Here is a 24,982-nt window from a genome sequence, read left to right as displayed (position 1 = left end):
AGACCTTATTTTGAGAACCTGTGCAGGGTAAAAGTCATGGTCGCCAAAAGGAAAAAAGCACCTATTTGATGCGCAATTCCCAGCCAAAGCGGTACAGCGTAAATCAATGTGAGCACACCCAATACAAATTGAAGAAAAACCAAAGCCAACAAACTTTTCAATCCTTTTTCCTGAAGTACTGTTGTCTCAATTTTTCTAGTTCTGAACCAAATCAGGGCGATGAAACCAACTACGATGTATGCCAAGTACCGATGCACAAATTGTACCCCGCTTTTCCCTTCATAGAAGTTTTTGATGACGGGTTGTTGCTCAATGTAAACCGTTTCATGAATCAATTTGCCGTCGCTCATCAATGGCCAATGGTTGTGAATGAACCCGGCATCCAATCCAGCTACGAAAGCACCCCAAATAATTTGGAGCAATAGGAGCACAAGTCCAACTCGAATCAGGTTCCTGATTTTCGTATTGATTTCTTTTCGTTCTGGATAAATGAGGTCCAAGGCCACCCATAAACTGTAGGCAAATGTGATAAACGCAGTGGTCAAATGTGCCGCCAATCTAAAGTGGGACACATCTGGACGGTCCACCAAACCACTTTTTACCATGTACCAGCCCAGAAATCCTTGAAATCCACCTAAAAAGAGCAGAACCAAACATTTTTTTACGGTTGGACGGTCCAATTTCTTTTTCAAGAGAAAATAGAGGAACGGTAAAATAAACACCACTCCTATAAATCGTCCAATGACCCTATGCAGCCATTCCCAGAAATAAATGTCCTTAAACTCTTCAATTCCGAAATGATAGTTGAGTTTTTGGTACTCTGGATATTGCTTATATAATTCAAAGGCTTCTTGCCATTCTTGCTCGTTCATCGGGGGAATGGTCCCGTGAATAAGTTTATAATCCGAAATTGAGAGCCCAGAGTGGGTAAGGCGTGTAATTCCACCTACCAGAACCATCACAAAAATTAGAAAACACCCAGTGAGCAACCAATACACTACATATTTGTTCTTTTTCATTCGGAATGGACTTTTAGGTTCAATTTTTTGCCTTTTTCCAACATAAAGTTGTAGGCAGCCTCATATTCGTTGGGAATTTCGCCTTCCAAAATCGCTTCTTTGATGGCATCCTTGATGATGCCTATTTCCTTGGAAGGTTTCAGGTTGAAGGTCTTCATGATCTCTTCGCCGGAAACGGGGGGCTGGAAATTACGGATATGGTCCCGTTCTTCGACCTCCACTATTTTTTGACGAACTATTTTGAAATTGTTCTTGTACTTTTTCTGTTTGCGCGGATTCTTCGTTGTGATGTCCGCTTCGCACAAGGTCATTAAATCTTCCACAAAATCGCCAGCATCAAAAACCAATCGTCGTACTGCGGAATCGGTCACGTGGTCTTCAGATAGAATGATGGGTCGAGAACTCATCAATACCATTTTCTGAACGAATTTCATCTTCTCGTTCAATGGCATTCGTAGCCTTTTGAAAAGTTTGTATACCATTTTTGCTCCCACAAATTCGTGTGCATGAAAAGTCCAACCAATCTTTTTATGGAACTTTTTGGTTGGAGCCTTACCGATATCGTGCAGTAATGCGGCCCAGCGCAACCAAAGGTTGTCTGTGGTTTCCGCGATATTGTCCACCACTTCCAAAGTATGCCAAAAGTTGTCCTTGTGGCGTTGGCCTTCAATTTCCTCGATGCCCTGTAGTGCTGTCAATTCGGGTAGGATGAGTGGCAACAATCCTGTTTGGTGCATCAATTTGAAACCAAGGGATGGTTTGGAACTCATCAATATTTTGTTCAATTCATCCACGATACGCTCCTTGGAAACAATTTTGATGCGGTCCTTGTTCTCGGTTATCGCTTGAAGCGATTGTAGCTCAATCGTAAAATGCAATTGTGTGGCAAATCGAATGGCACGCATCATTCGTAGTGGGTCGTCGGAATAGGTAATTCCTGGTTCCAATGGGGTGCGTATGATTTGCCTGTCCAAATCGGCCAAACCATCAAATGGGTCTAAAAGTGCTCCAAAATTGGATGCATTCAATGCCAAAGCCATTGCATTTATGGTAAAATCCCGACGGTTCTGGTCGTCTTCCAAGGTACCATCCTCCACAATGGGCTTTCGGCTATCCCGGTTGTAACTTTCTTTTCGGGCTCCCACAAATTCAAGCTCCAAATCCTTGTGCTTGATCATGGCCGTACCGAAATTCTTGAATACGGAAATCTCAGGTTTGCCCTTTAGTTTGGAAGCTACTTTTTTGGCGAGTTCTATGCCACTGCCAATAGCAACAATATCAATATCCTTTGGGGTGTTTCTTTTTAAAAAGTAATCACGCACAAACCCTCCGATAACATAGGCGTCTACGCCCAACTCATCCGAAGCTTCGCCAATAAGTTTAAAAATAGGATGTTGTATTGCCTCTGTATGGAATTCCTTCGCCATTGCTATTCCCGAATAACCTTCACTTGCCCGTCCGTACTCAATTTAATGATGGAGGAGGGGGAAGGGTTTATATTTTCATCGGGCAAATTTACCACATAGTCCACTCCTTTTAAAATTTCTTCATCAATATCCTTGAATTGTTTTGGGGTGGGTTGGCCCGAGACATTGGCCGATGTGGATACTATCGGCTTCCTGAATTTATTGATGAGGTACTGGCAGAATTTATCCGAAGCCACGCGGATGGCCAAGGTGTTATCCTCCGCGACCAGATTAGGAGCTATTCCCATCGGGTCATCAAATACGATAGTGGTTGGTTTTGTGGCCAAGTCCATAATATCGTAGGCCACATCGGGCACTTCTTTTACATGGCGTTCCAACATGGCTTGATTGGCTACTAAACAGATGAGTGCTTTGGTGTCTTCCCTTTTTTTGAGCGCGTACACCTTTTTAACGGCTTCTTGGTTGGTAGCATCGCAACCAATGCCCCAAACGGTGTCGGTAGGGTAGAGGATAAGCCCGCCTTCTTGCAGTACTTTATTGCAGTTGTTGATTTCTTCGATCATTTAATTTGATTTTCTTCAAGAAAGCTGATGTAGTTGTTTTTTTGCGCTTCAAAACTCCATTTGCTTTCCAGATATTCCTTTTTTTCTCCTTTTCCTTGACTGATTTGCTCCAAAACTATGGAGAGTCCTTGTGCTCCATTATAAAGCATGGAATGCTTGTCCATGTCTGGGATATGACTCAGGCCGATTGGGGAAATCAGGGTTTTTTGATACCCAAAGGCTTGATTGTAGCACCCCATGATCTTATGCTTTGCGTAGTTATCTCCAATAGTGTCCAAAGGGATGAGGATATAGTCCGATTTTTTTAAGTAGTCATGAAAGACATCATTATCCAAGAAAGAATCAAAAATCACAAAGTTTTCTTGGAGCTTGTTTTTTTGGAGAAAATCAATGAATTCCCTGCTTTTGGGGTCATTGGAATTGGTACTTCCCAAAATCAGAATTTTCAAATTGTTTTTTGATTGTAGTTTTTGAAGGGCTTCAGCAACCAAATAATAGTCTCTTCTACCAAAATCAAGCTTGCCGGGTATACTGACCCAAATCTCTTCTTTTGGTTTTTTGATGGTTGTTTCCTTGTAGGTTGGAAAAAAAATGGGGTAAAAATTCTGTAGCTGTATTGATTTATCTTCCAGTTCGATGGAGTCCTCCAAAAAATCATTGAGTACAAAATAGTTTTTAATGGACCTGTTGATGAGCTTTTGGGAAAAGCTGTGGTTTACCTTTTTCAGATTATGCAGAATGCCAAATAAAGCAGTTCGCTTTTTCAAGAGAAAACTCAATAAAATCACTTCCAGTCTGGAACTTGCGGTATTGAATATGACTGTTTTTACGCCTTTTTGTTTTAATTGCTTTTTAAGTTTCCATAAGAAGGAAATACGACTGAAGAAATTCTTTTGATGTGAACGGTCAAATGTTATCACAGTTTCAGGGATACCCAGATATTCAGAAGCCCGGTCCTTTATTTGACTGCTCACGACCAAGGTCTGGACAAATCCGGCCGAATCGAGAAACTTCATCTGCGAATACAGGCATTCATCGTGGTAAGAGTTAAACTCTATAATTGCTACTTTCTTCATTGGGAGTTTTTGGATAGAACGGAAGGTTCTTTTTGCAAAGTTATCTTTTAAATGGTAGACTTTACTATTTTTGCCCAGATGAACCCAAAGGAGACAGAAACACCGAGAATATCAGTAATCGTAAGCACTTATAATGCCGAGGAATGGTTGAAAAAAGTGCTTTGGGGTTTCAATTGCCAAATTTTCAAGGATTTTGAGGTGGTTATTGCAGATGATGGTTCGGGTCCTAAAACCAAGGAATTGTTAGAGGAAATGTCCGAAAAGGTCTTTTACAATATCATCCATGTATGGCAAGAGGATGATGGTTTCCAAAAGTCGAGGATTTTGAACAAAGCCGTTGAGGCCTGCAATGCGGATTACATCATTATGACGGATGGTGATTGTATTCCACGGGAGGATTTTGTTGAGGTGCATTATATCAACAAGGAGCCGGGGTATTTTATTTCTGGCGGATATTACATGCTCCCGATGAACATATCCAAAATGATTACATTGGAGGATATCGAGAAGCAAAATTGTTTCAATATCCACTGGCTTAAAGAAAAAGGTATTCCCAAAACATTTAAGAACAATAAATTAACAGCTAACGGAATTGTTTCCAAGTTGCTCAATACATTTACACCGACCAATGCCAGTTGGAACGGTCATAATTCCTCAGGTTGGAAAAAAGACATTTTAAATGTGAACGGTTTTGACGAACGTATGCAATATGGTGGTCAGGATCGAGAGTTGGGTGAGCGTTTGTTCAATTTTGGTATAAAGTCGAAACAATTGCGTTATAGTGCTGTTTGTGTGCACTTAGATCATAAAAGAGGGTACAAAACACCAGAGTCCATTGCTAAAAATCAGGCTATACGCAAGGAAACTAGGTCAGGTAAGTTGGTTTGGACGCACTACGGCATTACCAAATAGTAGGCAAGCTCGTTCTTTTTTTCCAATCTTTTTAGTTCCCTGAACCTTTCCAATACCCCTAATGCGTTGAGATAGCAGATGGTCCATCCTTTTTTGCCATCCAAAATGCCTAAACGAAGGATATAGTGGTTAAAGAACTTCCAAAGGGGTTTTACTGTCATCAAAAGGTAATTGAAGTGCTTTTCTTTGTAAAAGTCCTCTTTGGCCTTTAATTGACCGTACTTGAGCATTTTACCTTTATAGTCTTCGTGGTTTTTGTAGCAGTAGTGGGTTAATTTTTCCTTTAGGATTCCAGACTTGCCATTGACCACTAAGGTTTCGTGTACAATTTTACGATCGGTAAAATGCGCTTTGCTTTTCCTGAAAAGTCTATGGTTTTTATCGGTTTGCCAGCCACTGAAGTTCAAAGGTTCATTTTTGAACATGAACTTTCTGTAAAACCAATACGCTTCATGGGAGTTGGGATCATTTATGGTTTCAATGATTTCTTTTTGAAGGTTTTCGGTAACCACTTCGTCGGCATCCAAAAACAAAACCCAATCATTACCGGCTTGCTTCAGTGTAAATGATTTTTGAGCAGTAAAATTTTCAAAAGGGTTTTGAATTACCTTTACTTTCGGGTGATTCAATAAATACTCGTAAGTGCCATCCGTACTGTAAGAATCGACTACTATGATCTCATCTGCAAAAGAAACGGAATCGATACATTTTTCAATGTATCCCATTTCATTGTAGGTAATGATAAGTGCTGATAATTTTTGCTTTGGGGTGCTCAATCCAGCCATAATTTATTGGTGTAGTGTTTTGGTATTTACAAATCTATAACAAAAAAACAGGGTTAAAATTGTTCAACTGTTTATTTTTCTTACAACAATCAATTGCGCAATTTCCCTACCGATTTTTTGTTAAAATCTTAAAGTTTTATCCTAATCGGTATGTAATAGAGGCTAAAAAAACAATAGGGTTGCTTCAATCTTAAAGAAAAAAACAACCCTATTTGTACGATTTGTACCTAAAGTTCTGCTGTAAATAGCTTTAAAGCTATCTACACGGCAACATTATGCTCGCGTAATGCATTGTTCAAGGAAGTTTTCTTATCCGTACTTTCTTTTCTTTTTCCAATAATTAAAGCACAGGGGACTTGATAATCCCCAGCTGGGAATTTTTTGGTGTAACTTCCAGGGATCACAACGGATCTTGCTGGCACTCGACCTTTCAATTCCACTGGCTCATCTCCTGTCACATCAATTATTTTGGTTGATGCGGTCAAAACCACATTTGCACCCAAAACGGCTTCTTTTTCCACACGGACACCTTCCACAACAATACATCTGGAGCCGATAAAGGCATTATCCTCAATAATTACAGGAGCGGCTTGCAAGGGTTCCAATACACCACCTATACCTACTCCTCCACTTAAGTGGACATTTTTACCGATTTGTGCACAGCTTCCTACCGTAGCCCAGGTGTCGACCATAGATCCCTCGTCCACATAAGCACCGATGTTCACATAACTCGGCATTAGAATGGTTCCTTTGGAAATATAGGCTCCGTGTCTTGCAACCGCATGGGGAACTACACGGACACCTTTTTCTTTATATCCTTTTTTTAATGGAATTTTATCGTGGTATTCAAAAATGCCAGCTTCGAGCACTTCCATCTTTTGAATAGGAAAATAAAGTACAACAGCCTTTTTTACCCACTCGTTTATTTGCCACCCATCTTCCGTAGGCTCAGCGCATCTTAATTCTCCTAGGTCGATTAGGTCTATTACTTCACGTATGGCGACTTGAGTCTTTTCATCTTCCAACAACTCTCTTTTGTCCCACGCTTGTTCAATAAGCGTTCTTAATCCATTCATTTTTCTTAAAGTTTTGACAAAGATAAGCCCCATGGTAGAATTATGGACCCCATTTTTAAGCGCATAACATTTTTAAGGTTATTTTTGCCAAAAAATTGTTTTGGCTAGAATTTTAGCTTTGGATTTTGGGAAAGTGAGGACCGGTATCGCAGTTACCGATGAACTCCAGTTGATTGCTTCTGGATTAAAGACCATAGAAACCAAAGACTTGTTGACCTTTTTAGAGGAATATACGCAAAAGGAACAGGTGGAGCGCTTTGTGGTTGGACTTCCCAAACAAATGGACAATACGGCATCCGAGTCCGAGGTGCTTATCCAAGATTTTTTGAAAAAGCTAACGGCCAAGTTTCCTTCCATTCCCATGGAACGCCAAGATGAGCGGTTCACATCCAAAATGGCATTCCAATCGATGTTGGACAGTGGAATGAAGAAAAAGAAAAGAAGGGATAAGGCCCTAGTCGATGAAATAAGTGCCACGCTCATATTGCAGGCCTACTTAAACAGATTTTGATTTATGATTTTACCCATAGTAGCCTACGGAGACCCCGTTTTGCGAAAAAAGGCAAAGGATATCACATCAGAATATCCTAAACTTGAGGAATTGATTACAAACATGTGGGAGACCATGTACAATGCCCATGGTGTTGGTTTGGCAGCTCCACAGGTGGGACTTCCCATAAGAATGTTCATGGTGGACACTACACCTTTTGCAGATGATGAAGAGTTGTCCGAAGAAGAACAGAAGCAGCTCGATGGATTCAAAAAAGTGTTCATCAACGCGAAGATTGAAGAGGAAAACGGTAAGGAGTGGGACTTTAATGAAGGTTGCTTGAGTATTCCCGATATCCGCGAAGATGTAAAACGTAAGCCTGAAATCACGATGAGTTATTTGGATGAAGATTTTAAAGAACATACCGAAACCTTCGATGGTCTATTGGCCAGAGTGATTCAGCACGAATATGACCACATTGAAGGTGTTTTGTTCACCGATAAGCTTTCAACGCTAAAGAAACGACTTTTAAAAAGTCGATTGGAAAAGATTTCCAAGGGAAAAATCAGTGTGGACTACCGAATGAGGTTTCCTAACATCAAAAAAGGACGTTAAAAAAATCACTGTTCGCGATAAAAACATATTTTTGCGCCCATAAATTACTATTTGAATGGCATTAGACAAGATTTTATCTATTGGTGGTAAACCAGGACTTTACAAATTATTGACCCAAACCAGAGGTGGTTTTGTTGGAGAATCCCTTTTGGATGGCAAACGTGTAACCGTTGGTTTAAGAAGCAATGTTAGCGTGCTGTCCGAAATAGCCATTTATACCTTGGAAGAAGAACTTCCTTTGAAGGAAGTGTTCCAAAAAATCAAGGAAAAGGAAGATGGAAAGAAAACATCCATCAGCCATAAAGCCGAAAAAATCGAGTTGGAAGAGTATTTTTTCGAGGTACTTCCCAATTATGATGAGGACCGAGTGTATGCCAGTGACATCAAAAAGATCATACAGTGGTACAACATCCTTCTCGACAACAACATCACTGATTTTGTTGAAGACGAAAAGGATGCAGAAGGACCTACTGTATCCGCCTCTGAAGAGGAAGAATAAACACTATTCCTTTTTCCAATCCACCAACTTTGTTGGGTAATAATTGATTTGCATGGCTTCCAAATAAGGAACCTGTGCAGCTAGTCGTTCTTTGTAGTCGTCCCAATCAAGATATTCACTTTGGGACCAACCCAACTCGGCATACCCAATAATTCTGGGAAAGGCCAAATATTCCAACTCTGTACTGTTGCTAATGGTTTCAGACCATAGTGGGGCTTCAATTCCGAGAATATTTTCTTTGGCAAGTCCTTCAACATAAGTTTCCGGGTCCCATTTGTACCCCACATCAACCGGAATGTAACCTGCCCAGTGCAATCCATATTCCGAAATGGAGTCGTATTTCATGTCCAAATATGCCTTTTTCGCTGGCGAAATGATGATTTTGGAGCCACTTTCACTTGCTTTGATGGCATTTTCAACATTGTTCCATAATTGAATCACCGAGTTGGGGTCAATATCCGCTTGTGCTATTTCGTCCCAGCCGATCATTCTTTTGTTGTGCTTTTGAACCAACTTACCTACTTTTTCCACAAAAAGGATATAATCGCTCTTTTTGGTCACGTGACTTTCATCTCCACCAATGTGAAAATAGGGGCCAGGTGTCATAGCGGCAATTTCGCCAATTACATCATCCAAGAAACTGTAAACCGTATCTTTTTTTGCATCAAAAGAACTATAACCCACTTTCATGTCGGTTCGAACACGTGGTGTTTCAGCCCCGGCATAATGCAAAAATGGATAGCTCAGGGATGCCGAATTGGTATGTCCAGGCATGTCAATTTCGGGTACGATGGTAATGTGTCGGTCTGCCGCATAGGCGACAAGATCTTTGTATTGCTCTTGGGTGTAAAATCCGCCTTCGCCACCACCAACTTCGCTGGCACCACCAACCTCGGTCAGTTTTGGCCAAGACTTGATTTCAATACGCCACCCTTGATCATCGGATAGGTGCAGGTGCAATGTATTGAATTTGTAGTATGCCAAGGCATCAATATATTTTTTTACCTCCTCTACAGTGAAAAAGTGTCGTGCCACGTCCAACATGGAACTTCGGTATCCGTATTTTGGAGCATCCATGATCTTGCCAGAGGGAATTACCCATAATGGGTGATCCGTCAACGTATCATTGCTTTTTCCTGGAATGAGTTGGCGAAGTGTCTGGACACCTCTAAAAGCACCTGCCGCTGTTTTGGCGTTCAATAAAATGGAATCCTTTTTAATGTATAGTTGTTAGGACTCGGGTGTTTCCAAATCCACACTATCGGATTGGTTGATGTAGATCAATCGCTCCAACGTATCTTCGGATGATGTGTTTACAGCAATATCAAGCCCTGTTTTGGATTTAATGTTCTCGGACAAGAACTTTCCCACTTTTTCAAATTCGGGATTCGTGGTCGAAGTGTAGATAACGGTTCCAGCATCCAACCCAAATGCACTCCCTGTTGGAATTGTTTTAATGGGTTTTGGAATCAGTGGGACACTGGCAAGGTCCGTTTTCGGAAAATTGATTTCCTCTTTTTCGGTTTGGCAAGCTGCCATGCAGATAACTGCAACGAACAGCAAAATTGATCTGTAAATCACGTTTGTTTAGTTTTAGTCCATGTAATTTTTAATAACATCGTACCAGATATCATACCCTTTATCGTTCATGTGCAGGCCATCTTCAATAAAAATGTCTTGTTTTACCTTTCTTTTGTCCAACATGGGGTACCAAACATCCACAAAATCGATTCCGTCGGTTTTTGATGCCAATTCGTCCAACTTACGGTTCAAACGTCGGTATCTCCCCCGGTATTTCCATCTGGATATGCTTGGTTTGGCAGAAATCAAAACAATTTCCATGTTAGGATTGCTCTGCTGAAGGGTATTCAGTATTTTCTCAGCTCTTTTTACTATTTTTCGAGGTCTCTTCTTGGCAAAGATGTCGTTGTCACCCTCATAAATGAAAACTTTTGCCGGCTTGTAGTTTAAGATGAGTTCATCCAGATAAAGCTCCAGGTCGGAAAATTGAGAGCCTCCAAATCCAGTGTTCAGCACTTGATGTTCTGGAAACCTATCCTGAATGTCTTCCCAAAGCCGAATACTTGAACTTCCCGTAAAAACAATGGTCGGTTTGGATGCATCCCAAAGGGAATCACTTTTTTGCTGAATTGCCTTTACTTCATTTTTAAAAGGATTATCAGTTTGCCCAAGCATTACCCAAGGAAGTAGGAGCAACACGATGAATAGTCGTTTCATTCTGCAGAATTTTACCTAAAAATGACGTTGAAGATAGTAATATTTTTCCGTAAGTCCTTGTTGTTGAAAATAGCCAGACACTTTTTATTAACCGTCAGTTCGAGTTTTTCTGAAGGAAAAGTATCGAGAACAAGGTTACTTCTCTTATCAATTATTTTTCAATACAATTTTTTATGGTTTCGACTTCGCTCAACCAACAAAAGCCACTCGAAATGACAAATTTTTCATAAGTAAATATTGATGATGGAATCTCAACCAATGGGACTTCGTATTTTTGGGCAAAATCCAAAGCCATGAATACAAGATCGGAACAGTTGGCCGCCTTTGACCGCCTTTTGACCATTATGGATGAATTGCGCGAGCAATGCCCATGGGACAGAAAACAGACGATGCAAACGCTTCGCCATTTGACCATTGAGGAAACCTACGAATTGGGTGATGCCATTCTGGACAATGATTTGGAAGAAGTAAAAAAGGAGTTGGGTGATATTTTATTGCACATTGTTTTCTATGCCAAAATTGGTTCCGAGACCCAGGATTTTGATATTGCTGATGTGGCCAATGGCATTTGTGAGAAACTCATCAACCGGCACCCACATATTTATGGGGATGTGAAAGTGGAGAATGAAGAAGAGGTAAAGCAGAATTGGGAAAACATCAAATTGAAAGAGGGTAAAAAGAGTGTGCTCGAAGGTGTGCCCAATGGGCTGCCATCTTTGGTGAAGGCCAATCGAATCCAAGATAAAGTGGCAGGGGTGGGCTTTGATTGGGAACATCCTGAACAGGTTTTTGAGAAGTTGAAAGAAGAGCTTGGCGAGCTACAAGAAGAGGTGGAGGCCAACAATGCAGATCAAATGGAGTCTGAATTTGGAGATGTTCTTTTTTCACTGGTCAATTATGCCCGTTTCCTGAAAATCAACCCTGAAAATGCATTGGAGCGCACCAACAAAAAATTCATCAAACGGTTTCAATATTTGGAACAAAAGGCCAAAGAAGTTGGCAAATCCATGAGCGAAATGACCTTGGCCGAAATGGATGTATTCTGGGAAGAGGCAAAGCAGTTGTAATATTTATCCATTCCCTAACATTTGTACCCATCAAAATTGTGGGCAAACTACCTATATTTGCCATCCTTTTTTAAGTATACGTTGTGTTTCAAAACTACACTAAAGAATTTGCCTATAACCTGAAGCTATCCTATCCCGTAATCTTAGGGATGTTGGGGCACACTTTTGTGGCCTTTGCCGACAATATAATGGTGGGGCAACTGGGTACGGCCGAACTGGCAGCCGTTTCTTTGGGGAACAGTTTTGTTTTTATCGCAATGTCCCTCGGAATTGGCTTTTCCACTGCTATTACGCCTTTGGTGGCCGAAGCAGATGGCGCAAAGGACCAGGCCGCAGGAAAAAGCGCCTTAAAACACGGTTTGGTACTTTGTACCATTTTAGGTTTGTCACTTTTTGGACTTATTCAGGTGGCCAAACCCTTGATTCACTATATGAAACAGCCTCCTGAAGTAGTGGAGCTTGCCTTACCTTATTTGGATTTGGTGGCTTTTTCATTGGTACCCTTGATTATTTTTCAAGCCTTTAAACAGTTTTCCGAAGGGCTCTCACAGACCAAGTACCCCATGTATGCCACAATTTTGGCAAACGTGGTGAACATTACCCTCAATTATTTGCTCATTTTTGGGTCTTTCGGATTTCCAAAACTTGGAATTGTAGGGGCAGCTGTGGGAACCTTGGCTTCACGGGTAATTATGGTGGCCTTTATTTGGTATTTGCTCAAGCGTAAAAAGAAATTCGAATCCTATGTTACAAATTTTAATTTTAAAGAAATTGAGAATAGGGTAATGAAGAAAATCATCAGTCTTGGTTTTCCATCCGCGTTGCAGATGTTTTTTGAAGTGGCCATTTTTACCGCAGCTATTTGGTTGAGTGGTGTATTGGGAAAAAATGCCCAAGCAGCGAATCAAATTGCATTGAACCTGAGCAGCATGACTTTTATGGTGGGTATGGGACTTAGTGTAGCCGCTATGGTTCGTGTAGGAAACCAAAAGGGACTTCGTAATCATAAGGAGTTGAAGCGCATTGCAGAATCCATCTTTTTCTTGACCTTGATTTTGGAGATTGTCTTTGCTGCGATATTTCTTTTGGGAAGGCATTGGTTCCCCACCATTTATTTGGATGTGGATGATATCGCCAATCAGGCCGATAATGCAGAAGTAATCATTATAGCGGCTAAATTGTTGTTGGTGGCGGCCTTTTTCCAAATTTCTGATGGATTACAAGTAGTGGTTTTGGGAGCTCTTCGTGGTTTGCAGGATGTGAAGATACCTACGTTCATCACATTTATAGCCTACTGGTTGATTGGTTTTCCCATCAGTTATTATTTGGGATTACGAACTAGTTTAGAAAGCACGGGGATTTGGATCGGATTATTGTCGGGGCTTACGGCGTCGGCGGTAATGTTGTATCTTCGATTTAACTTTTTGACGAAGAAATATATAAACCAATAATTTTATAGAATGAAATATTCAATTTTTGCTCTATCAATTTTAACCTCATTATCGGTATTTTCTCAAAATTCTGAATATAAACTTTCCTCATATCTTACAGAAGGCACAAAAGCACCAAACACCCATTATCTTGGAGAAGCTTGGCTGAATGCCATTATTCACGATGATACAGAATTAGGTTATAATATCACAAAAGCAACTTTTAAAGCTAACTCGACCCTGGATTGGCACAAACATAGTTCTGCCCAAGTTCTGATTATTGTAGATGGAGAAGCATATTATCAAGAAAGTGGTAAGGAACCGTTGATACTAAAAGAAGGCGATGTCATTAAATGTGAAAAAAATATTGAGCATTGGCATTCCTCAACAAAATTCAGTGATGTGACGTATTTGGCGTTGTACAGCGGTGAACAGCCGACAACTTGGACAGAAGTACTGTCACAAGAATATTATGATGAGGTAGCAGAAAAGCTAAAAATTACGCATAAAGACAATTGAGTTAAGAAGATTCCAAAATTTGAAATCTAACTATTTGATACATGGAACTACCTAAATTTTTATTGGCCGATAATACCGATCATCCCGAGGCCATCTTTATTGTCCATACCGAATATCCACGATTCATCATCAACCTGGAAAATGATGAGGTGGAATGGATGGAGGAATTCTCGAAGCAAGATGAAGAGGATTTAATGGATGAAACCGAAAATTTGATTGAGGCCGCCACTGCTTTTTATGATCGGGAAGTATCCAGATACGACCAATAATGCTGGAACAGCTATTACAATATGATAAAGAGCTGTTTTTGTTCCTCAACGGTTTGGGAACCGAAACTTGGGATGCCTTTTGGATGTTCATGACGACAACCAGAAATTCCGCCCCACTTTATTTGCTACTACTTTATTTATCGTATCGAAATTTTGGATGGAAGGGAACAGGCATAATTTTGATATCCATCGCTCTGTTGATTACATGCACCGACCAATTATCTAATTTTTTTAAATATGGTATTGGCCGTCTTCGACCCTGCCATGAACCCGAAGTAAGTAGCACAATGCGCTTGGTAAAAAGCTATTGCGGCGGGCAATTCGGGTATTTTTCAGCCCACGCGGCCAATTCCTTTGGACCGGCCATTTTCTTTACGGTAATGTTCCGTAACAAGGTAAAGTACATTTCTTGGGTTTTGCTGCTTTGGGCTTGTGTAGTTGCTTATAGTCGAATTTATATTGGTGTGCATTATCCGTTGGATGTTGTTACCGGAGCCTTGGTAGGTTCTCTTTTCGGTTGGTTATGGGCCAAGTTGGCTATATTTGCTTTCCAAAAAACAGGGGTATGATTTCGACCGCCAGATACTGGTTTTACATTGTATTGATCGTATTGGTGTACATTATAGGGATGTTTGCCACCCTGTTCGAAAACGATTCGGCCCAATTTGCCGTTATGGCGATGCGAATGGTTCAGGAAAACGATTTTCTGAGCTTATTCAAAGGTCCCGAAGAGTATCTGGACAAACCACATATGCATTACTGGCTGGCCGCACTTTCCTATAAAATTTTCGGTATTCACGATTGGGCCTACCGTATTCCAGGTATTTTGTCCACCTTGTTGGGTGCTTACAGTTGCTACGGTCTTGGAAAATTGCTCTACAATAAGGATGTAGGTCGTTTTGCCTCATTGATTTTTATGACGGCCCAAACGATGGTCTTGGCCAACATCGATGTTCGTACCGATGCTGTTTTGACTGGATTTACCATTTTTTCCATTTGGCAATTGGCCACATATATCGAGAAAAACACCTTAAAAAGCATCGCTTTGGGTGCTTTTGGGGCGGGAATTGCATTTTCCACCAAGGGTCAGATTGCCCTCGTTGTCATTGGAATTTCGATACTCTGCCATTTGGGCTATACCCGAAAGTGGGAACGATTGCTCAATTGGAAGTTATTGGTAGCCCTTCTTGTTTTTGGTTTGACGATAACACCGATGTTGTATGCTTACTACCATCAATTTGATTTGCACCCCGAGAAAGTAATCCGCGGGAAGGATAATCGCAGTGGCATCTTCTTTATTTTTTGGGAACAGAGTTTTGAGCGGATGAGTGGCGAAGGAGTAGGGAAGAACAGTAGCGACTTTTTCTTTTTCTTCCACACCTTTTTATGGGTATTCTTGCCTTGGACGGTTCTCGCATTGATTGGCTATTGGACGAAAGTAAAAGCCTTTTGGGAAGTCAAGTTCTCCCACAGACCCAATTTGGAATTTTTGACTGTGGGGGGAATATCCATTTTGTTTCTGCTTATCAGTTTTGCACAGTTTAAACTGCCACATTACATGAACGTCCTTATGCCCTTGTACGCGATTTTATCAGCGGGATTCTTGTATGTTTTGCATCAACAGGAAAAATTGAAAATGGCCAAGATGATTCTGGGTATCCAATATTTTATATTGGGTATTGTGGTTGTCTTTACGATTTTGATAAGCTTTTTGGTCTTCAAATTAGAGCATTGGTACAGTTATATGTTCTTGATGATGGCACTTGTATTGGTGACCTATTTCATTTTGAAAAAGGAAACTATCTATACCAAGATTGTTACTGTTGCCATTTTCAGTTCTGTTTTGTTGAATGGTTATATGAATGCCCATTTTTATCCAGAATTGCTGGAATACCAAGGTGGTTCAAATATGGCGGAGCAGGTAAAGGAGAACAATATTCCCGTGGACGAAATTTATAAGATAAACGAAAGGCACACCTGGGCCTTGGATTTCTATAATCAAAATCCTGTCAATATTGTTTCAGCTTCGGATTTGATGAACATGAAAGGTGTTTGGGTGTATGCCACCGACAACGAATTGGAACAATTGGAGAAAAAAGGAATTGCTTGGGATAATCAAATTACCGTGGACCAATTTCGTATTACCAGATTACAGATGAAGTTTCTCAATCCCAACACTCGCCAAGAAAAATTAAACAAAATGCATTTGGTGCATTTGAATTAATCCACGGATTCCAGTTTCGGTTTTTTAAAGTGATGGATTATTCCAAAAAGGGAGGTAAGTGCTGTAATCAAAAAGAAGGTAAAGCTAATACCGATGGATGTGCTTTCATCCAACCCCAGCCATTTTGCTCCGTATAAAAAAGTAACTTCTCTACTTCCAATTCCTCCAATTGTCAAAGGGATTACCGAGACAATAGAGGAAACCAAAAAGACAAATAGGTATTCAATTTGGTCCAATTCAACGGATAAAGACTTCAAAATAAAAAGTACACAGACCAATTGCGCTAATTGTACGAAGGCAGAAAAACCCACGGATTTCCAAAATACGGGAAGGGTAGTCGTGAAAAATGCCTTGTTAATAAACCAAAATGCAACAACGCTCAACGGAATAGCCATTAGAATCAACCAGTAAAAACTTTGAAAAAATTCATTTTTGGACAGCAAGGCCAGCACACAGGCATACACAAAAAGCAGCAACATTCCGCTTAAGCGGTCCAATAGCAAACTGGACACCACTTTTTTGGTACCGGGTTGATATTCTTTTTGGATAACGAAGCCTTTGTACGCATCACCTCCGATACCTCCTGGTAAAAAGAGGTTGTAGAACATCCCCAATAAGTACAGTTTCAAATTACTTAACTGGGAAATTTTTGCCCCAATTTGATGGAAATACAAGTTGGTCCGAAATGCAGATAAAACTTTGGATAACACAAAAAATAGCAACGCCAAGAATAGATAGAGTGGGTCACCCTTTTTTAGGGTCTGGAGTACATCCTTCAACTCTATTTTCGTGAAAATAAAGTAAATCAGAACCGCACTAACAATAATTTTTAGGGCAGTGATGAGCTTTTTACGCAGCTTTTCCGTCACCTATACTTATTTTTTTGATGCGATATGGCCGTTTCTGTTGGGATTCGTAGTAGGTACGGATCAAGAGTTCCATTACAATCCCGATGGTAAATAATTGAATTCCCCCAACAATGAACATCATTCCAAAGATTAGTAAAGGTCGGGTCCCGATATCCTGTCCGAATCCAAGTTTTACAATCAGCAAATACACATTGATCAAAATTCCAAGCATGACCAATAGCACCCCAAAAATCCCGAATAAGTGGATGGGACGTTGAAAGTATTTTCTAATGAAAAGTAATAGCATCATATCGGCCACTACCTTAAAAACCCGTTCCAAACCGTATTTGGAAACCCCGGCATGTCTTGCATGATGTTTGACAGGGACTTGTTTGATTTGTGCACCTTCCAAATGGGCCAAAAGCGTGATAAAACGGTGCATCTCGCCGTACAAATTCAGACTTTTTGCAATATCCTTGGTAAAGACCTTGAGCGCACAACCGTTGTCCTTGATATCCAATTTGGTAACCCTGCGTACCAGAAAGTTGGCGATTTTGGAGGGTATTTTTTTTGCCAACGAGTCTTTTCTCTTCTGACGGATACCGGTAACCACGTCGTATTCTTCGCTAATGGCATATTCCAACATATTTGGAATGTCTGAAGGATCATTTTGGAGGTCGCCATCCATTGTGATAATGTATTCGCCTTCGGCATAATCAATTCCGGCGGCGAGGGCCAAACTTTGGCCATAGTTCTTTTTCAACTCGATCAAGTGGACTCTCTTGTCGTCCATTTCCTTGACCTTGATTCGGGTTTTATCAGTGGAAAAATCATCCACATATACAATTTGATAATTGTACCCTTCAAGGCTTTCATTGATTTTTTGGGTCAAAAGAACCACATTGTCCTCCTCGTTGTACAAAGGAACCACTATGGATAAAAGGGAATCGGTGACGGTGCTCATTCAGTATAAAATCTGTGCAAATTTATTGCTTTTATTTAAAGTTCCTTGGTAATCTTGTCCAATAGGATTTTTGCTGCGTAAAAGGGTGAAATTTTGTTGTCCTCAATTTCGGTCAATAACTTGGCCTGTTCCGTTTTAAAAGTTTCCTTTTGATGGAAAAATTGTTTGATGTATTCGTCCACGGTCTGAAGGAACCAGTTCTTGTTCTGCTGTTGCCGGTTCTTTTCAAAAAAGCCGTTTTCCTTGTTGTGCTTCACAAATCGCTGCACCATTTCCCAGATTTCTTCAATTCCTGTTTTCTCCATTGCGGAACACTTCATCACTTTGGGTGTCCAGCCATTGGCTTTTGGAGGGTAAAGATGCAATGCTCTGGAAAATTCGATCACTGCTAGCTTGGCATGTTCCAAATTGCTGCCATCCGCTTTATTGATGGCAATGGCGTCTGCCATTTCCATAATCCCTCTTTTTATGCCCTGGAGCTCGTCGCCGGCACCCGATAATTTCAGCAGCAAGAAAAAATCCACCATACTGTGAACAGCGATTTCACTTTGGCCAACGCCAACGGTTTCCACTAAAATCACATTATATCCGGCAGCTTCGCAAAGGATGATGCTTTCTCGGGTTTTTTGTGCTACACCACCTAAGGAAGTTCCGGAAGGGGAGGGGCGAATAAAGGCATTCGGGTCCTTCGCCAAGGTTTCCATTCGGGTTTTGTCCCCTAAAATGCTTCCCTTGCTCAAAGAGCTAGTGGGGTCAACCGCCAAAACGGCCACTTTATTACCTTGGTCAGTTAATGTTTTTCCCAAAGTTTCAATAAACGAACTTTTGCCAACACCAGGTACTCCGGTAATTCCCAAACGAATACTGTTGGTAGAACGCGCTAAACATTTTTCAATAACCGCATTGGCTTTTTCAAAATGGGCTGGTTTGGTGCTTTCCAATAGGGTAATGGCCTTGGCTAGCATGGCTTTATTGCCATCAAAAATACCTTGTGCCAAAGCATCCGCAGAAAGTTCTTGTTTTCTGAGTGCCTTGATTTTAGAAATGGTGTCCGAGGGTGTTTTTTTTTCGTCTGCCAAGCGTATGATTCATCAGTTTATACGAATTTATGAAGATTTTGTGGGTTTATGGGAACTAGTATGGGAATACAGCTTACTTTTTGTCTTATCCATTTCACAAAAATTTAATACCTGTTTAAGTGGACTTCCGCCTACAAATTGCTACCTTTTGATTAAATAATCGGTTACCATTGAGGTACTGGTTGATACGAACCTATAAACATTTAAAAGATGAAGACTATTTTTGAGGCCAAGGCCACTAATACAGGAGGAAGGTCTGGTCATGTTGAGAGTGAGGACGGACTTTTGGATTTTCCAATTAGTATGCCCACTTTAAAAGGAAAGACCGATCCAAAATCCACCAACCCAGAAGAACTTTTTGCCGCAGCCTATTCTAGTTGCTACGGAGCAGGATTGCAAGCCGTTGCCAAGCAACATGGTATTGAGGATTTAGGGGATTTTAGCGTGACCGCTACCGTTTCACTCAATTCAGAGGATGAAGGCTTTTTCTTGGAGGCCATCTTGGATGCTTATTTGCCCACTGTGGATAAAGAAATGGGAGAAACCTTGATGAAAGATGCCCACGAAATATGCCCTTATAGCAAGGCTACAAGAGATAATATTACCGTTCATTTGAATTTGTTGTTGGACGAATAAATCATATAACTTATTGAAAAGGAATCCCGTTGGTGCGAATCAACGGGATTTTTTTGTTAAAAACGAGCAAAAAACACCCTAATTTGCAACGTTGCAATTTTTGCATCGTCCTTAAGTACAGAACAACTAAAAAACCAGACATAGAACCGAGTGTGCTCCATATCGAGCTTGTAGAAAAGTGCAAGGCGAACGACCGCCAGGCGCAAATGAAACTGTACCGTCAGTATTGTGATGGTATGTTCTGTGTGGCCATGCGATTTCTTAAAAATGCCGATGATGCAGAGGATGTGTTACAAGATTCGTTCATAAAAGCCTTTCAGCGGATTGAGCAGTTTAAAGGGGATGTTACGTTCGGGGCCTGGTTGAAACGAATTGTAGTGAATGGCAGTATCGATTTTTTAAAATCGAAACATCAACGAACGGTGGAACTTAATGAAAATTATATGCAGGTGGCGGAAGAGGATGATTGGTCCGTGGAGGAAGGAATCTCCATTGAACAGGTTAAGGAAGCCATCGAGGAACTGCCTCAAAAATATAGATATGTTGTGCAATTGTTTTTGGTGGAAGGGTACGATCATTCCGAGATATCTGGAATTTTAGGTATCACGGAAACCGCATCAAGAACCCGATTGTTGAGAGGAAAGGCACAATTAAAGGAGAAATTAAAAGATTTGGCTTATGGCACGTGATCTTAGAAAATTGTTTGAAAAAGAAAGAGAGCAGAAAAGCTTCAAAATGAAGGAAGGGCATGAAGACCGCTTTTTTGCCAAGTTGGATGAAAGGTTGCCCAACAATCCTCCCAAGAAAAAGGTCTTTTCCCTTTGGATGCAAATTGCTGCCTCGGTTGTTGTGGCAGTTGGGTTGTCTTTTTATTATTTCAATAGCAGTGAAGGTGTTGTGAAACCCGATGAAAAGATAACTGTTGTGGACAGGGACAATCCAGGTAAAGAGGTTCAGGGGATTTCATTGGGTGATCTATCCCCGGATCTTAAAAAGATTGAAACCTATTATACCACCAATATCAACCTGCAATTGTCGGAATTGGCAGATGATCCGGGAAACAAGGAACTTGTGGATAGTTATATGGACCGATTGGCCGAACTCAATAAGGAATACCAAAGGCTGAACCAAGAGTTGAATGAATTAGGCCCCAATGATCAAACCATTAGTGCATTGATCAATAACCTACAGTTACGGTTGCAGTTGTTGCAAAAGTTAAAATCTAAGTTGAATCAATTAAAATCATCAAAAAATGAACAGGAATCATCAAATATTGTTTAGCGGATTGCTTCTTGCCTTGGTCGGGTTTGCTGGCCAAGCGCAGGAGAATTCCAAAACTTACAAGGAAACCTTCAATGTCAATAAGGACACGGAATTGAACATCAATACGAGCTATGCAGATATTGAGTTCGATACTTGGAACAAAGATCAAGTGGAAATCACGGCCATAATCGAGTTGGAAGGTGTGGATGACGATGAGGCTGAATCTTATTTGGAAAGGGATTTGGTAAAAATAATGGGGAACAGCAAGGAAATTGAAGTAAGTACTGAAGGTGCCGGACCTAATTATAATTTTGATTTTCAAGGGTTCAATGTGGATGTTCCCGAAATGCCTTCGGTTGCCGAGATCATTGCCAATGTGGAGATTCCGGAAATCCCTGAAATCATTATTCCAGAAATAGCGGTAATGCCCTCCATGCCTCCATTGCCTCCTTTACCACCTATAGATTTTGATTACGATGCCTATAAAAAAGACGGCGATAAGTATATGAAGGAGTGGAAAAAAGAGTTCGAGAAAACCTTTGATGAGGAATACAAGGAGCGTTTTGAAGAATGGGGAAAAGAGATGGAAAAAATGACGGAAGAGCGTGAAGCCCGAAGAGAGGAAATGAGGGAAGAAAGAGAACAACTTCGTGAAGAGCGTGAAGAAATGCGCAAAGGGATGCAAGAACGGATGAAAGAGCAGCGAGAGGAACTCCGTGCCCAGCGGGAAGAATTAAGGGAAGAGCAGGCCGAGCTTAGAAAACAATTACGTGAAGAAGCAAGAGCCACACAGGGAAACCCCAATGTGTTCTATTTTTCTTCAGATGGAAAGCATAAAGAGTACAAGGTCAAAAAACGAATCATCATCAAAATGCCGAAGTACATCAAGTTGAACTTGAACGTACGTCACGGGGAGGTAAAATTGGCGGAGAATGCCAAAAACATCAATGCAAGCTTGTCTTATGCAAGCTTGCTTGCCTCTACCATTGATGGGGCCAATACCGATATTCGGGTATCCTACTCGCCTGTGGTGGTACAGAACTGGAATTATGGAAGCCTAAGTACGGACTATTCCGACAAGGTCAACCTAAAAGAGGTAAAGGAACTGAAATTAAACTCGGTATCATCCAATGTTGTAATTGGCAGGGTGGCCAGCAAGGCAATGGTAACCAATAATTTTGGAGCTTTGAGTATTGATGAAGTTTCCAATGGCTTCAATACCATCGATATTTCCATGGAAAATGGTGAACTGGATTGCAAACTGCCCGAAACACCATACGTTATTTCAGTAAACGAGACGACTTCAGGTTTTCAGTATCCCAAGTCATTGAAATTGAAATCAACCAAAAAGTATGGAGGGAATTTGCATACTGGGTACAACATCAGTAAGAATGATGGGAAAACCATCACAATAAACTCCAAATTCAGCGAGGTGGTTCTAAAGAACTAGCTTGTTTTACCAGTCCCAAGAAATAAACGGCCTAATGTATGGGTAGTGGCGAATTTCCACTCATGAACCTTTCGGTTTGGCACTGACCTTTATTTTAAATCTTTTGCTTCGTTTTTATTATTTTAAATCGCTATTGTTTTTACACAATGTTATGTACAGGTCTTTATTCCTTTCTTAATCCTATAAGTGATATAATGCCATCTGCCAGTGTACCTCTCCAATTCACATAATTGTGTCCTCCTTTAAATTCACGATAGTCAACATCATATCCTTTTATCATTAAAATATCCCGGAATTGCCTATTGGAGCCAAGCATGGAAGCTCCTGCATCATATAGTCCAATATCCATGTAGAACTTTATTGGCAGACGTTTACTGTTTTTATAAGCGGGTATTAGTTTCCCATCATCTTCGGGATATATCCAGTGGTTTTCGTTTTTGGTTCCTTTAATCCAATATGAACCAGATTGTGAAAGAACGTTCCCTATTACATCCGAATGATTTAATGCGATGAAACTAGCAGCAAAGCCACCTCGACTGGAGCCTGCTAAAATAACCTTATCAGATTCAGGGTGGATATTGTATTCTGAACGCATCCTGGGAATAAGTTCGGTCGCAATAAAATCTCCAAATTTTTCACTGATCAAATCTTTGCTGCGCTTTCCCATGGACCAAACCAAAACAGTTACAGTGGCCGGGATCTTTTTGTCCGCCATAAGATTGTCCATAATAGTGGGTGTTGGTACCCTTGGCCTGCGATTAGCACCATAAGCCTCTCCGTCAAAAACTATCAATAAATGGTGTGATTCGTTTGGATTATAATTGGCAGGTGTATGGATGGTCAGTTTTCTTTCCTCATTTAAGACCTGGCTCTTGATGGATGTTGACAGCAATGTTCCCTTTTCTACATTTTCCCGTTCACTGATATAAATTTGCTTTGGGGCATTGGGCATTTCAATAGTTCCGTCATAGGCGTGTAGGACATATCTGGATTCAATTTCATTATTTGGTCCCATTTTATCCAAATTGAAATAATTAAATCCATAGTTGAATCGAGCATCATTAGGAACTCTTTGGGTCACAAAATGAAGTTTTGAGTTAGGTAATCGCTGAAATCGCAATCCCAAAAAATCAGGACCGCCACTAAGCATTACATATTCTGTATTTTCATGAGGAATGCAGAAGTAGGTGACCAACATATTTTTATCATTACCTTCAATTGGTTCTATAATATGTCTTTCTGAATGGTTGGCAATGAAAGTTTCAACAGCAGTACCATCAGTCAATGAAGATTCCCATAAATTGTACAAGGTTTCTGTTGGAAGCTCCCTTTTGGTAATACGTTTCGTGTTTTCGGACAAACTGAAAATCTGTTCCACTTTTAAAGTATAGTCCCCTTTTTCATAATCTTTTTCGAGAGAATGAATCACAAACTTGTATTTCCCAGATTGGTTGGCTGTAATATCAAATGGTTCATCGCCTTCTGTTCCATTGGGACTGTCAATTTGTTTCTGAAGTTGTCCATTGGGTTTATAAACATCCACCACAAGGTCAATTCCTTTTTGGGCAACCTTCCCGATTATTGCCATACCATTTTCTAGATCAACAGTATAAATATGGTTCTCATCAGCAGAGATGGTTTTGTTGACCTCTTTACCAGAAATTAATTCATTTTCACTATCCGTTTGCGCTAAAACTGAACTACTAAGATTTGATACAAATAATATTAGGATGGGTATGGTAAGTTTAGAGGAATTGTTCATTAAGCGTTGTTTCTTTTTTGATTTGTACACAACGGTTACGTATAACCAACCGTCAGTACGGGTAAAAATAAGTTAATTTTCGCTTAAGAACTGACGTTGTCTATTCCGAGTGGATTCGGACGAAGTCGAATCCGCCGTGATTGTGGTCATACTTTGTTGGCATCGGTTTCTTCTTTATTCAGATAAACATTTGGATTATATTTCTCCATATAGATTTCTGGTTTGGGCAGTTTTGTAAATCCATATTTTTCATATAGCCATTCTGCAGTGCTTGTCAACAAAATCCAACGTCTTAAACCTTGTAATTCTTTATGATTCATTATTGTTTCCATGAGCCATTTGCTCAATCCAAGTCCTCGATATTCTGTCAGAATAAAAATATCCCCTAAATATGCTATCGTAGAAAAGTCAGAAATTACTCTTGCGTAACCAATTAATTTTTGTCCAATGTAGATTCCAAAATTCAGGGAATTATCTATTGATTTTTCGACTTTTTCAATTGGAATTCCATTGCTCCATCCCGATTCGTGGGTCAAAAAGTTATGTATTGATTCAATATCCAATTTCTTTTTGTCTGTTGAAATCAAATATTCATTTTTATGTATTTCCAAAATATCCAAATTGATTCAGTATGAGGTTGTTAAATTAATGCCAACGGGTCGGCTACGAGTAGTTGCGTAGGTCAACACAAGCTTTTACAAGTCCAGACCAAACCTGCCTTCCGGCAGGCAGGCTGAAAATGCGCGGGGATTTTCAGAAGTAAACGAGAAT

At 40.4% G+C, this 24,982-nt stretch carries 28 protein-coding genes; 14 read left to right on the top strand and 14 right to left on the bottom strand.

Going from position 1 to position 24,982, the window contains the following annotated elements:
- Positions 1-5: 5 nt before the first annotated feature.
- From PY092_RS06980 to PY092_RS06965, 4 genes are read right to left on the bottom strand one after another with little or no spacing between them, the layout of a single operon-like run.
- The gene (locus PY092_RS06980; RefSeq protein ID WP_275615131.1) at positions 6-1,019 is read right to left on the bottom strand and encodes a COX15/CtaA family protein; all 1,014 of its coding nucleotides are present in this window, start codon (positions 1,017-1,019) and stop codon (positions 6-8) included.
- Positions 1,016-2,446: a CCA tRNA nucleotidyltransferase gene (locus PY092_RS06975; RefSeq protein WP_275615130.1), complete on the bottom strand. Its 1,431-nt coding sequence runs from the start codon at positions 2,444-2,446 to the stop codon at positions 1,016-1,018. The genes PY092_RS06980 and PY092_RS06975 overlap by 4 nt, the downstream gene beginning before the upstream one ends.
- Positions 2,447-2,448: 2 nt before the next feature.
- Positions 2,449-3,009, bottom strand: a complete 561-nt coding sequence (locus tag PY092_RS06970; protein WP_275615129.1) for an L-threonylcarbamoyladenylate synthase — start codon at positions 3,007-3,009, stop codon at positions 2,449-2,451.
- On the bottom strand, positions 3,006-4,085 hold the full coding sequence (locus PY092_RS06965; protein WP_275615128.1) for a hypothetical protein: 1,080 nt from the start codon (positions 4,083-4,085) through the stop codon (positions 3,006-3,008). The genes PY092_RS06970 and PY092_RS06965 overlap by 4 nt, the downstream gene beginning before the upstream one ends.
- 51 nt (positions 4,086-4,136) lie before the next feature.
- Between PY092_RS06965 and PY092_RS06960 the strand changes: the two genes are divergently transcribed.
- Positions 4,137-4,997 (top strand): glycosyltransferase family 2 protein, encoded by an 861-nt coding sequence (locus PY092_RS06960; protein WP_275615127.1) that lies wholly within the window; start codon positions 4,137-4,139, stop codon positions 4,995-4,997.
- On the opposite strand, the gene PY092_RS06955 is transcribed toward PY092_RS06960, so the two are convergent.
- Both PY092_RS06955 and PY092_RS06950 read right to left on the bottom strand, forming a co-directional pair.
- Positions 4,979-5,782: a glycosyltransferase family 2 protein gene (locus PY092_RS06955; RefSeq protein ID WP_275615126.1), complete on the bottom strand. Its 804-nt coding sequence runs from the start codon at positions 5,780-5,782 to the stop codon at positions 4,979-4,981. The two genes, PY092_RS06960 and PY092_RS06955, sit on opposite strands and share 19 nt — an antisense overlap.
- A gap of 260 nt (positions 5,783-6,042) precedes the next feature.
- On the bottom strand, positions 6,043-6,858 hold the full coding sequence (locus tag PY092_RS06950) for a 2,3,4,5-tetrahydropyridine-2,6-dicarboxylate N-succinyltransferase (protein ID WP_275615125.1): 816 nt from the start codon (positions 6,856-6,858) through the stop codon (positions 6,043-6,045).
- Between the two features lie 100 nt (positions 6,859-6,958).
- Here PY092_RS06950 and ruvX point away from each other — a divergent pair, with 100 nt between their 5' ends.
- Genes ruvX through PY092_RS06935 form a run of 3 tightly spaced genes read left to right on the top strand, consistent with a single transcriptional unit; the run spans position 6,959 to position 8,462 of the window.
- A complete protein-coding gene (gene ruvX / locus PY092_RS06945) occupies positions 6,959-7,369 on the top strand; it encodes a Holliday junction resolvase RuvX (protein WP_275615124.1) in 411 nt (136 codons plus the stop codon).
- Between the two features lie 3 nt (positions 7,370-7,372).
- Positions 7,373-7,963: a peptide deformylase gene (gene def / locus PY092_RS06940; protein WP_275615123.1), complete on the top strand. Its 591-nt coding sequence runs from the start codon at positions 7,373-7,375 to the stop codon at positions 7,961-7,963.
- A gap of 55 nt (positions 7,964-8,018) precedes the next feature.
- Entirely contained in the window at positions 8,019-8,462 is a 444-nt protein-coding gene (locus tag PY092_RS06935) for a DUF5606 family protein (RefSeq protein WP_275615122.1), read from the top strand.
- A 3-nt stretch (positions 8,463-8,465) separates the two neighbouring features.
- On the opposite strand, the gene PY092_RS06930 is transcribed toward PY092_RS06935, so the two are convergent.
- Genes PY092_RS06930 through PY092_RS06925 form a run of 3 tightly spaced genes read right to left on the bottom strand, consistent with a single transcriptional unit; the run spans position 8,466 to position 10,700 of the window.
- On the bottom strand, positions 8,466-9,683 hold the full coding sequence (locus tag PY092_RS06930; RefSeq protein ID WP_313790213.1) for a family 20 glycosylhydrolase: 1,218 nt from the start codon (positions 9,681-9,683) through the stop codon (positions 8,466-8,468).
- 9 nt (positions 9,684-9,692) lie between these two features.
- Positions 9,693-10,043, bottom strand: a complete 351-nt coding sequence (locus PY092_RS19660) for a hypothetical protein (protein WP_313790209.1) — start codon at positions 10,041-10,043, stop codon at positions 9,693-9,695.
- Positions 10,044-10,055: 12 nt separating this feature from the next.
- Positions 10,056-10,700 (bottom strand): GDSL-type esterase/lipase family protein, encoded by a 645-nt coding sequence (locus tag PY092_RS06925; protein ID WP_275615121.1) that lies wholly within the window; start codon positions 10,698-10,700, stop codon positions 10,056-10,058.
- A gap of 293 nt (positions 10,701-10,993) precedes the next feature.
- Here PY092_RS06925 and mazG point away from each other — a divergent pair, with 293 nt between their 5' ends.
- The 6 genes from mazG (at position 10,994) to PY092_RS06895 (ending at position 16,209) form a co-directional block, all read left to right on the top strand.
- On the top strand, positions 10,994-11,767 hold the full coding sequence (gene mazG / locus PY092_RS06920; RefSeq protein ID WP_275615120.1) for a nucleoside triphosphate pyrophosphohydrolase: 774 nt from the start codon (positions 10,994-10,996) through the stop codon (positions 11,765-11,767).
- Positions 11,768-11,850: 83 nt separating this feature from the next.
- Complete coding sequence (locus PY092_RS06915; RefSeq protein WP_275615119.1) at positions 11,851-13,218, top strand: MATE family efflux transporter; 1,368 nt, start codon at positions 11,851-11,853, stop codon at positions 13,216-13,218.
- 9 nt (positions 13,219-13,227) lie between these two features.
- Positions 13,228-13,716 carry a cupin domain-containing protein gene (locus tag PY092_RS06910; RefSeq protein ID WP_275615118.1) on the top strand — a complete coding sequence of 163 codons (489 nt, stop codon included), beginning with the start codon at positions 13,228-13,230 and terminating at the stop codon, positions 13,714-13,716.
- 41 nt (positions 13,717-13,757) lie between these two features.
- Positions 13,758-13,985, top strand: a complete 228-nt coding sequence (locus PY092_RS06905; protein WP_275615117.1) for a hypothetical protein — start codon at positions 13,758-13,760, stop codon at positions 13,983-13,985.
- Complete coding sequence (locus tag PY092_RS06900; RefSeq protein WP_275615116.1) at positions 13,985-14,554, top strand: phosphatase PAP2 family protein; 570 nt, start codon at positions 13,985-13,987, stop codon at positions 14,552-14,554. The genes PY092_RS06905 and PY092_RS06900 overlap by 1 nt, the downstream gene beginning before the upstream one ends.
- Positions 14,551-16,209: an ArnT family glycosyltransferase gene (locus PY092_RS06895; RefSeq protein ID WP_275615115.1), complete on the top strand. Its 1,659-nt coding sequence runs from the start codon at positions 14,551-14,553 to the stop codon at positions 16,207-16,209. The genes PY092_RS06900 and PY092_RS06895 overlap by 4 nt, the downstream gene beginning before the upstream one ends.
- On the opposite strand, the gene PY092_RS06890 is transcribed toward PY092_RS06895, so the two are convergent.
- The 3 genes from PY092_RS06890 to meaB are packed head-to-tail and all read right to left on the bottom strand — an operon-like array spanning position 16,206 to position 19,100.
- Positions 16,206-17,078 carry a lysylphosphatidylglycerol synthase transmembrane domain-containing protein gene (locus PY092_RS06890; RefSeq protein ID WP_275615114.1) on the bottom strand — a complete coding sequence of 291 codons (873 nt, stop codon included), beginning with the start codon at positions 17,076-17,078 and terminating at the stop codon, positions 16,206-16,208. The two genes, PY092_RS06895 and PY092_RS06890, sit on opposite strands and share 4 nt — an antisense overlap.
- Positions 17,059-18,021 (bottom strand): glycosyltransferase family 2 protein, encoded by a 963-nt coding sequence (locus PY092_RS06885; RefSeq protein WP_275615113.1) that lies wholly within the window; start codon positions 18,019-18,021, stop codon positions 17,059-17,061. Before PY092_RS06885 ends, PY092_RS06890 begins: the two co-directional genes overlap by 20 nt.
- Positions 18,022-18,056: 35 nt before the next feature.
- Positions 18,057-19,100: a methylmalonyl Co-A mutase-associated GTPase MeaB gene (gene meaB, locus PY092_RS06880; RefSeq protein WP_275615112.1), complete on the bottom strand. Its 1,044-nt coding sequence runs from the start codon at positions 19,098-19,100 to the stop codon at positions 18,057-18,059.
- A 210-nt stretch (positions 19,101-19,310) separates the two neighbouring features.
- Between meaB and PY092_RS06875 the strand changes: the two genes are divergently transcribed.
- The 4 genes from PY092_RS06875 to PY092_RS06860 all read left to right on the top strand — a co-directional run bounded on the left by PY092_RS06875 (position 19,311) and on the right by PY092_RS06860 (position 22,449).
- Complete coding sequence (locus PY092_RS06875; protein ID WP_275615111.1) at positions 19,311-19,736, top strand: organic hydroperoxide resistance protein; 426 nt, start codon at positions 19,311-19,313, stop codon at positions 19,734-19,736.
- A gap of 206 nt (positions 19,737-19,942) precedes the next feature.
- Positions 19,943-20,425 (top strand): RNA polymerase sigma factor, encoded by a 483-nt coding sequence (locus PY092_RS06870; protein ID WP_289623230.1) that lies wholly within the window; start codon positions 19,943-19,945, stop codon positions 20,423-20,425.
- Positions 20,415-21,017 (top strand): hypothetical protein, encoded by a 603-nt coding sequence (locus tag PY092_RS06865; protein ID WP_275615110.1) that lies wholly within the window; start codon positions 20,415-20,417, stop codon positions 21,015-21,017. The genes PY092_RS06870 and PY092_RS06865 overlap by 11 nt, the downstream gene beginning before the upstream one ends.
- A complete protein-coding gene (locus PY092_RS06860; RefSeq protein ID WP_275615109.1) occupies positions 20,989-22,449 on the top strand; it encodes a hypothetical protein in 1,461 nt (486 codons plus the stop codon). The genes PY092_RS06865 and PY092_RS06860 overlap by 29 nt, the downstream gene beginning before the upstream one ends.
- Positions 22,450-22,612: 163 nt before the next feature.
- Here PY092_RS06860 and PY092_RS06855 read toward each other — a convergent pair whose 3' ends face one another.
- Entirely contained in the window at positions 22,613-24,211 is a 1,599-nt protein-coding gene (locus tag PY092_RS06855; RefSeq protein ID WP_275615108.1) for an alpha/beta hydrolase, read from the bottom strand.
- Positions 24,212-24,357: 146 nt separating this feature from the next.
- Positions 24,358-24,822, bottom strand: coding sequence for a GNAT family N-acetyltransferase (locus PY092_RS06850; protein WP_313790207.1), 465 nt, complete (start codon positions 24,820-24,822; stop codon positions 24,358-24,360).
- Between the last annotated feature and the right edge of the window lie 160 nt (positions 24,823-24,982).

This window comes from Flagellimonas yonaguniensis (assembly GCF_029193885.1).
Classification (GTDB): domain Bacteria; phylum Bacteroidota; class Bacteroidia; order Flavobacteriales; family Flavobacteriaceae; genus Flagellimonas; species Flagellimonas yonaguniensis.
The sequence above is the reverse complement of the archived record's forward strand: the minus strand, read 5'-3'. Positions and strand labels throughout refer to the sequence as shown.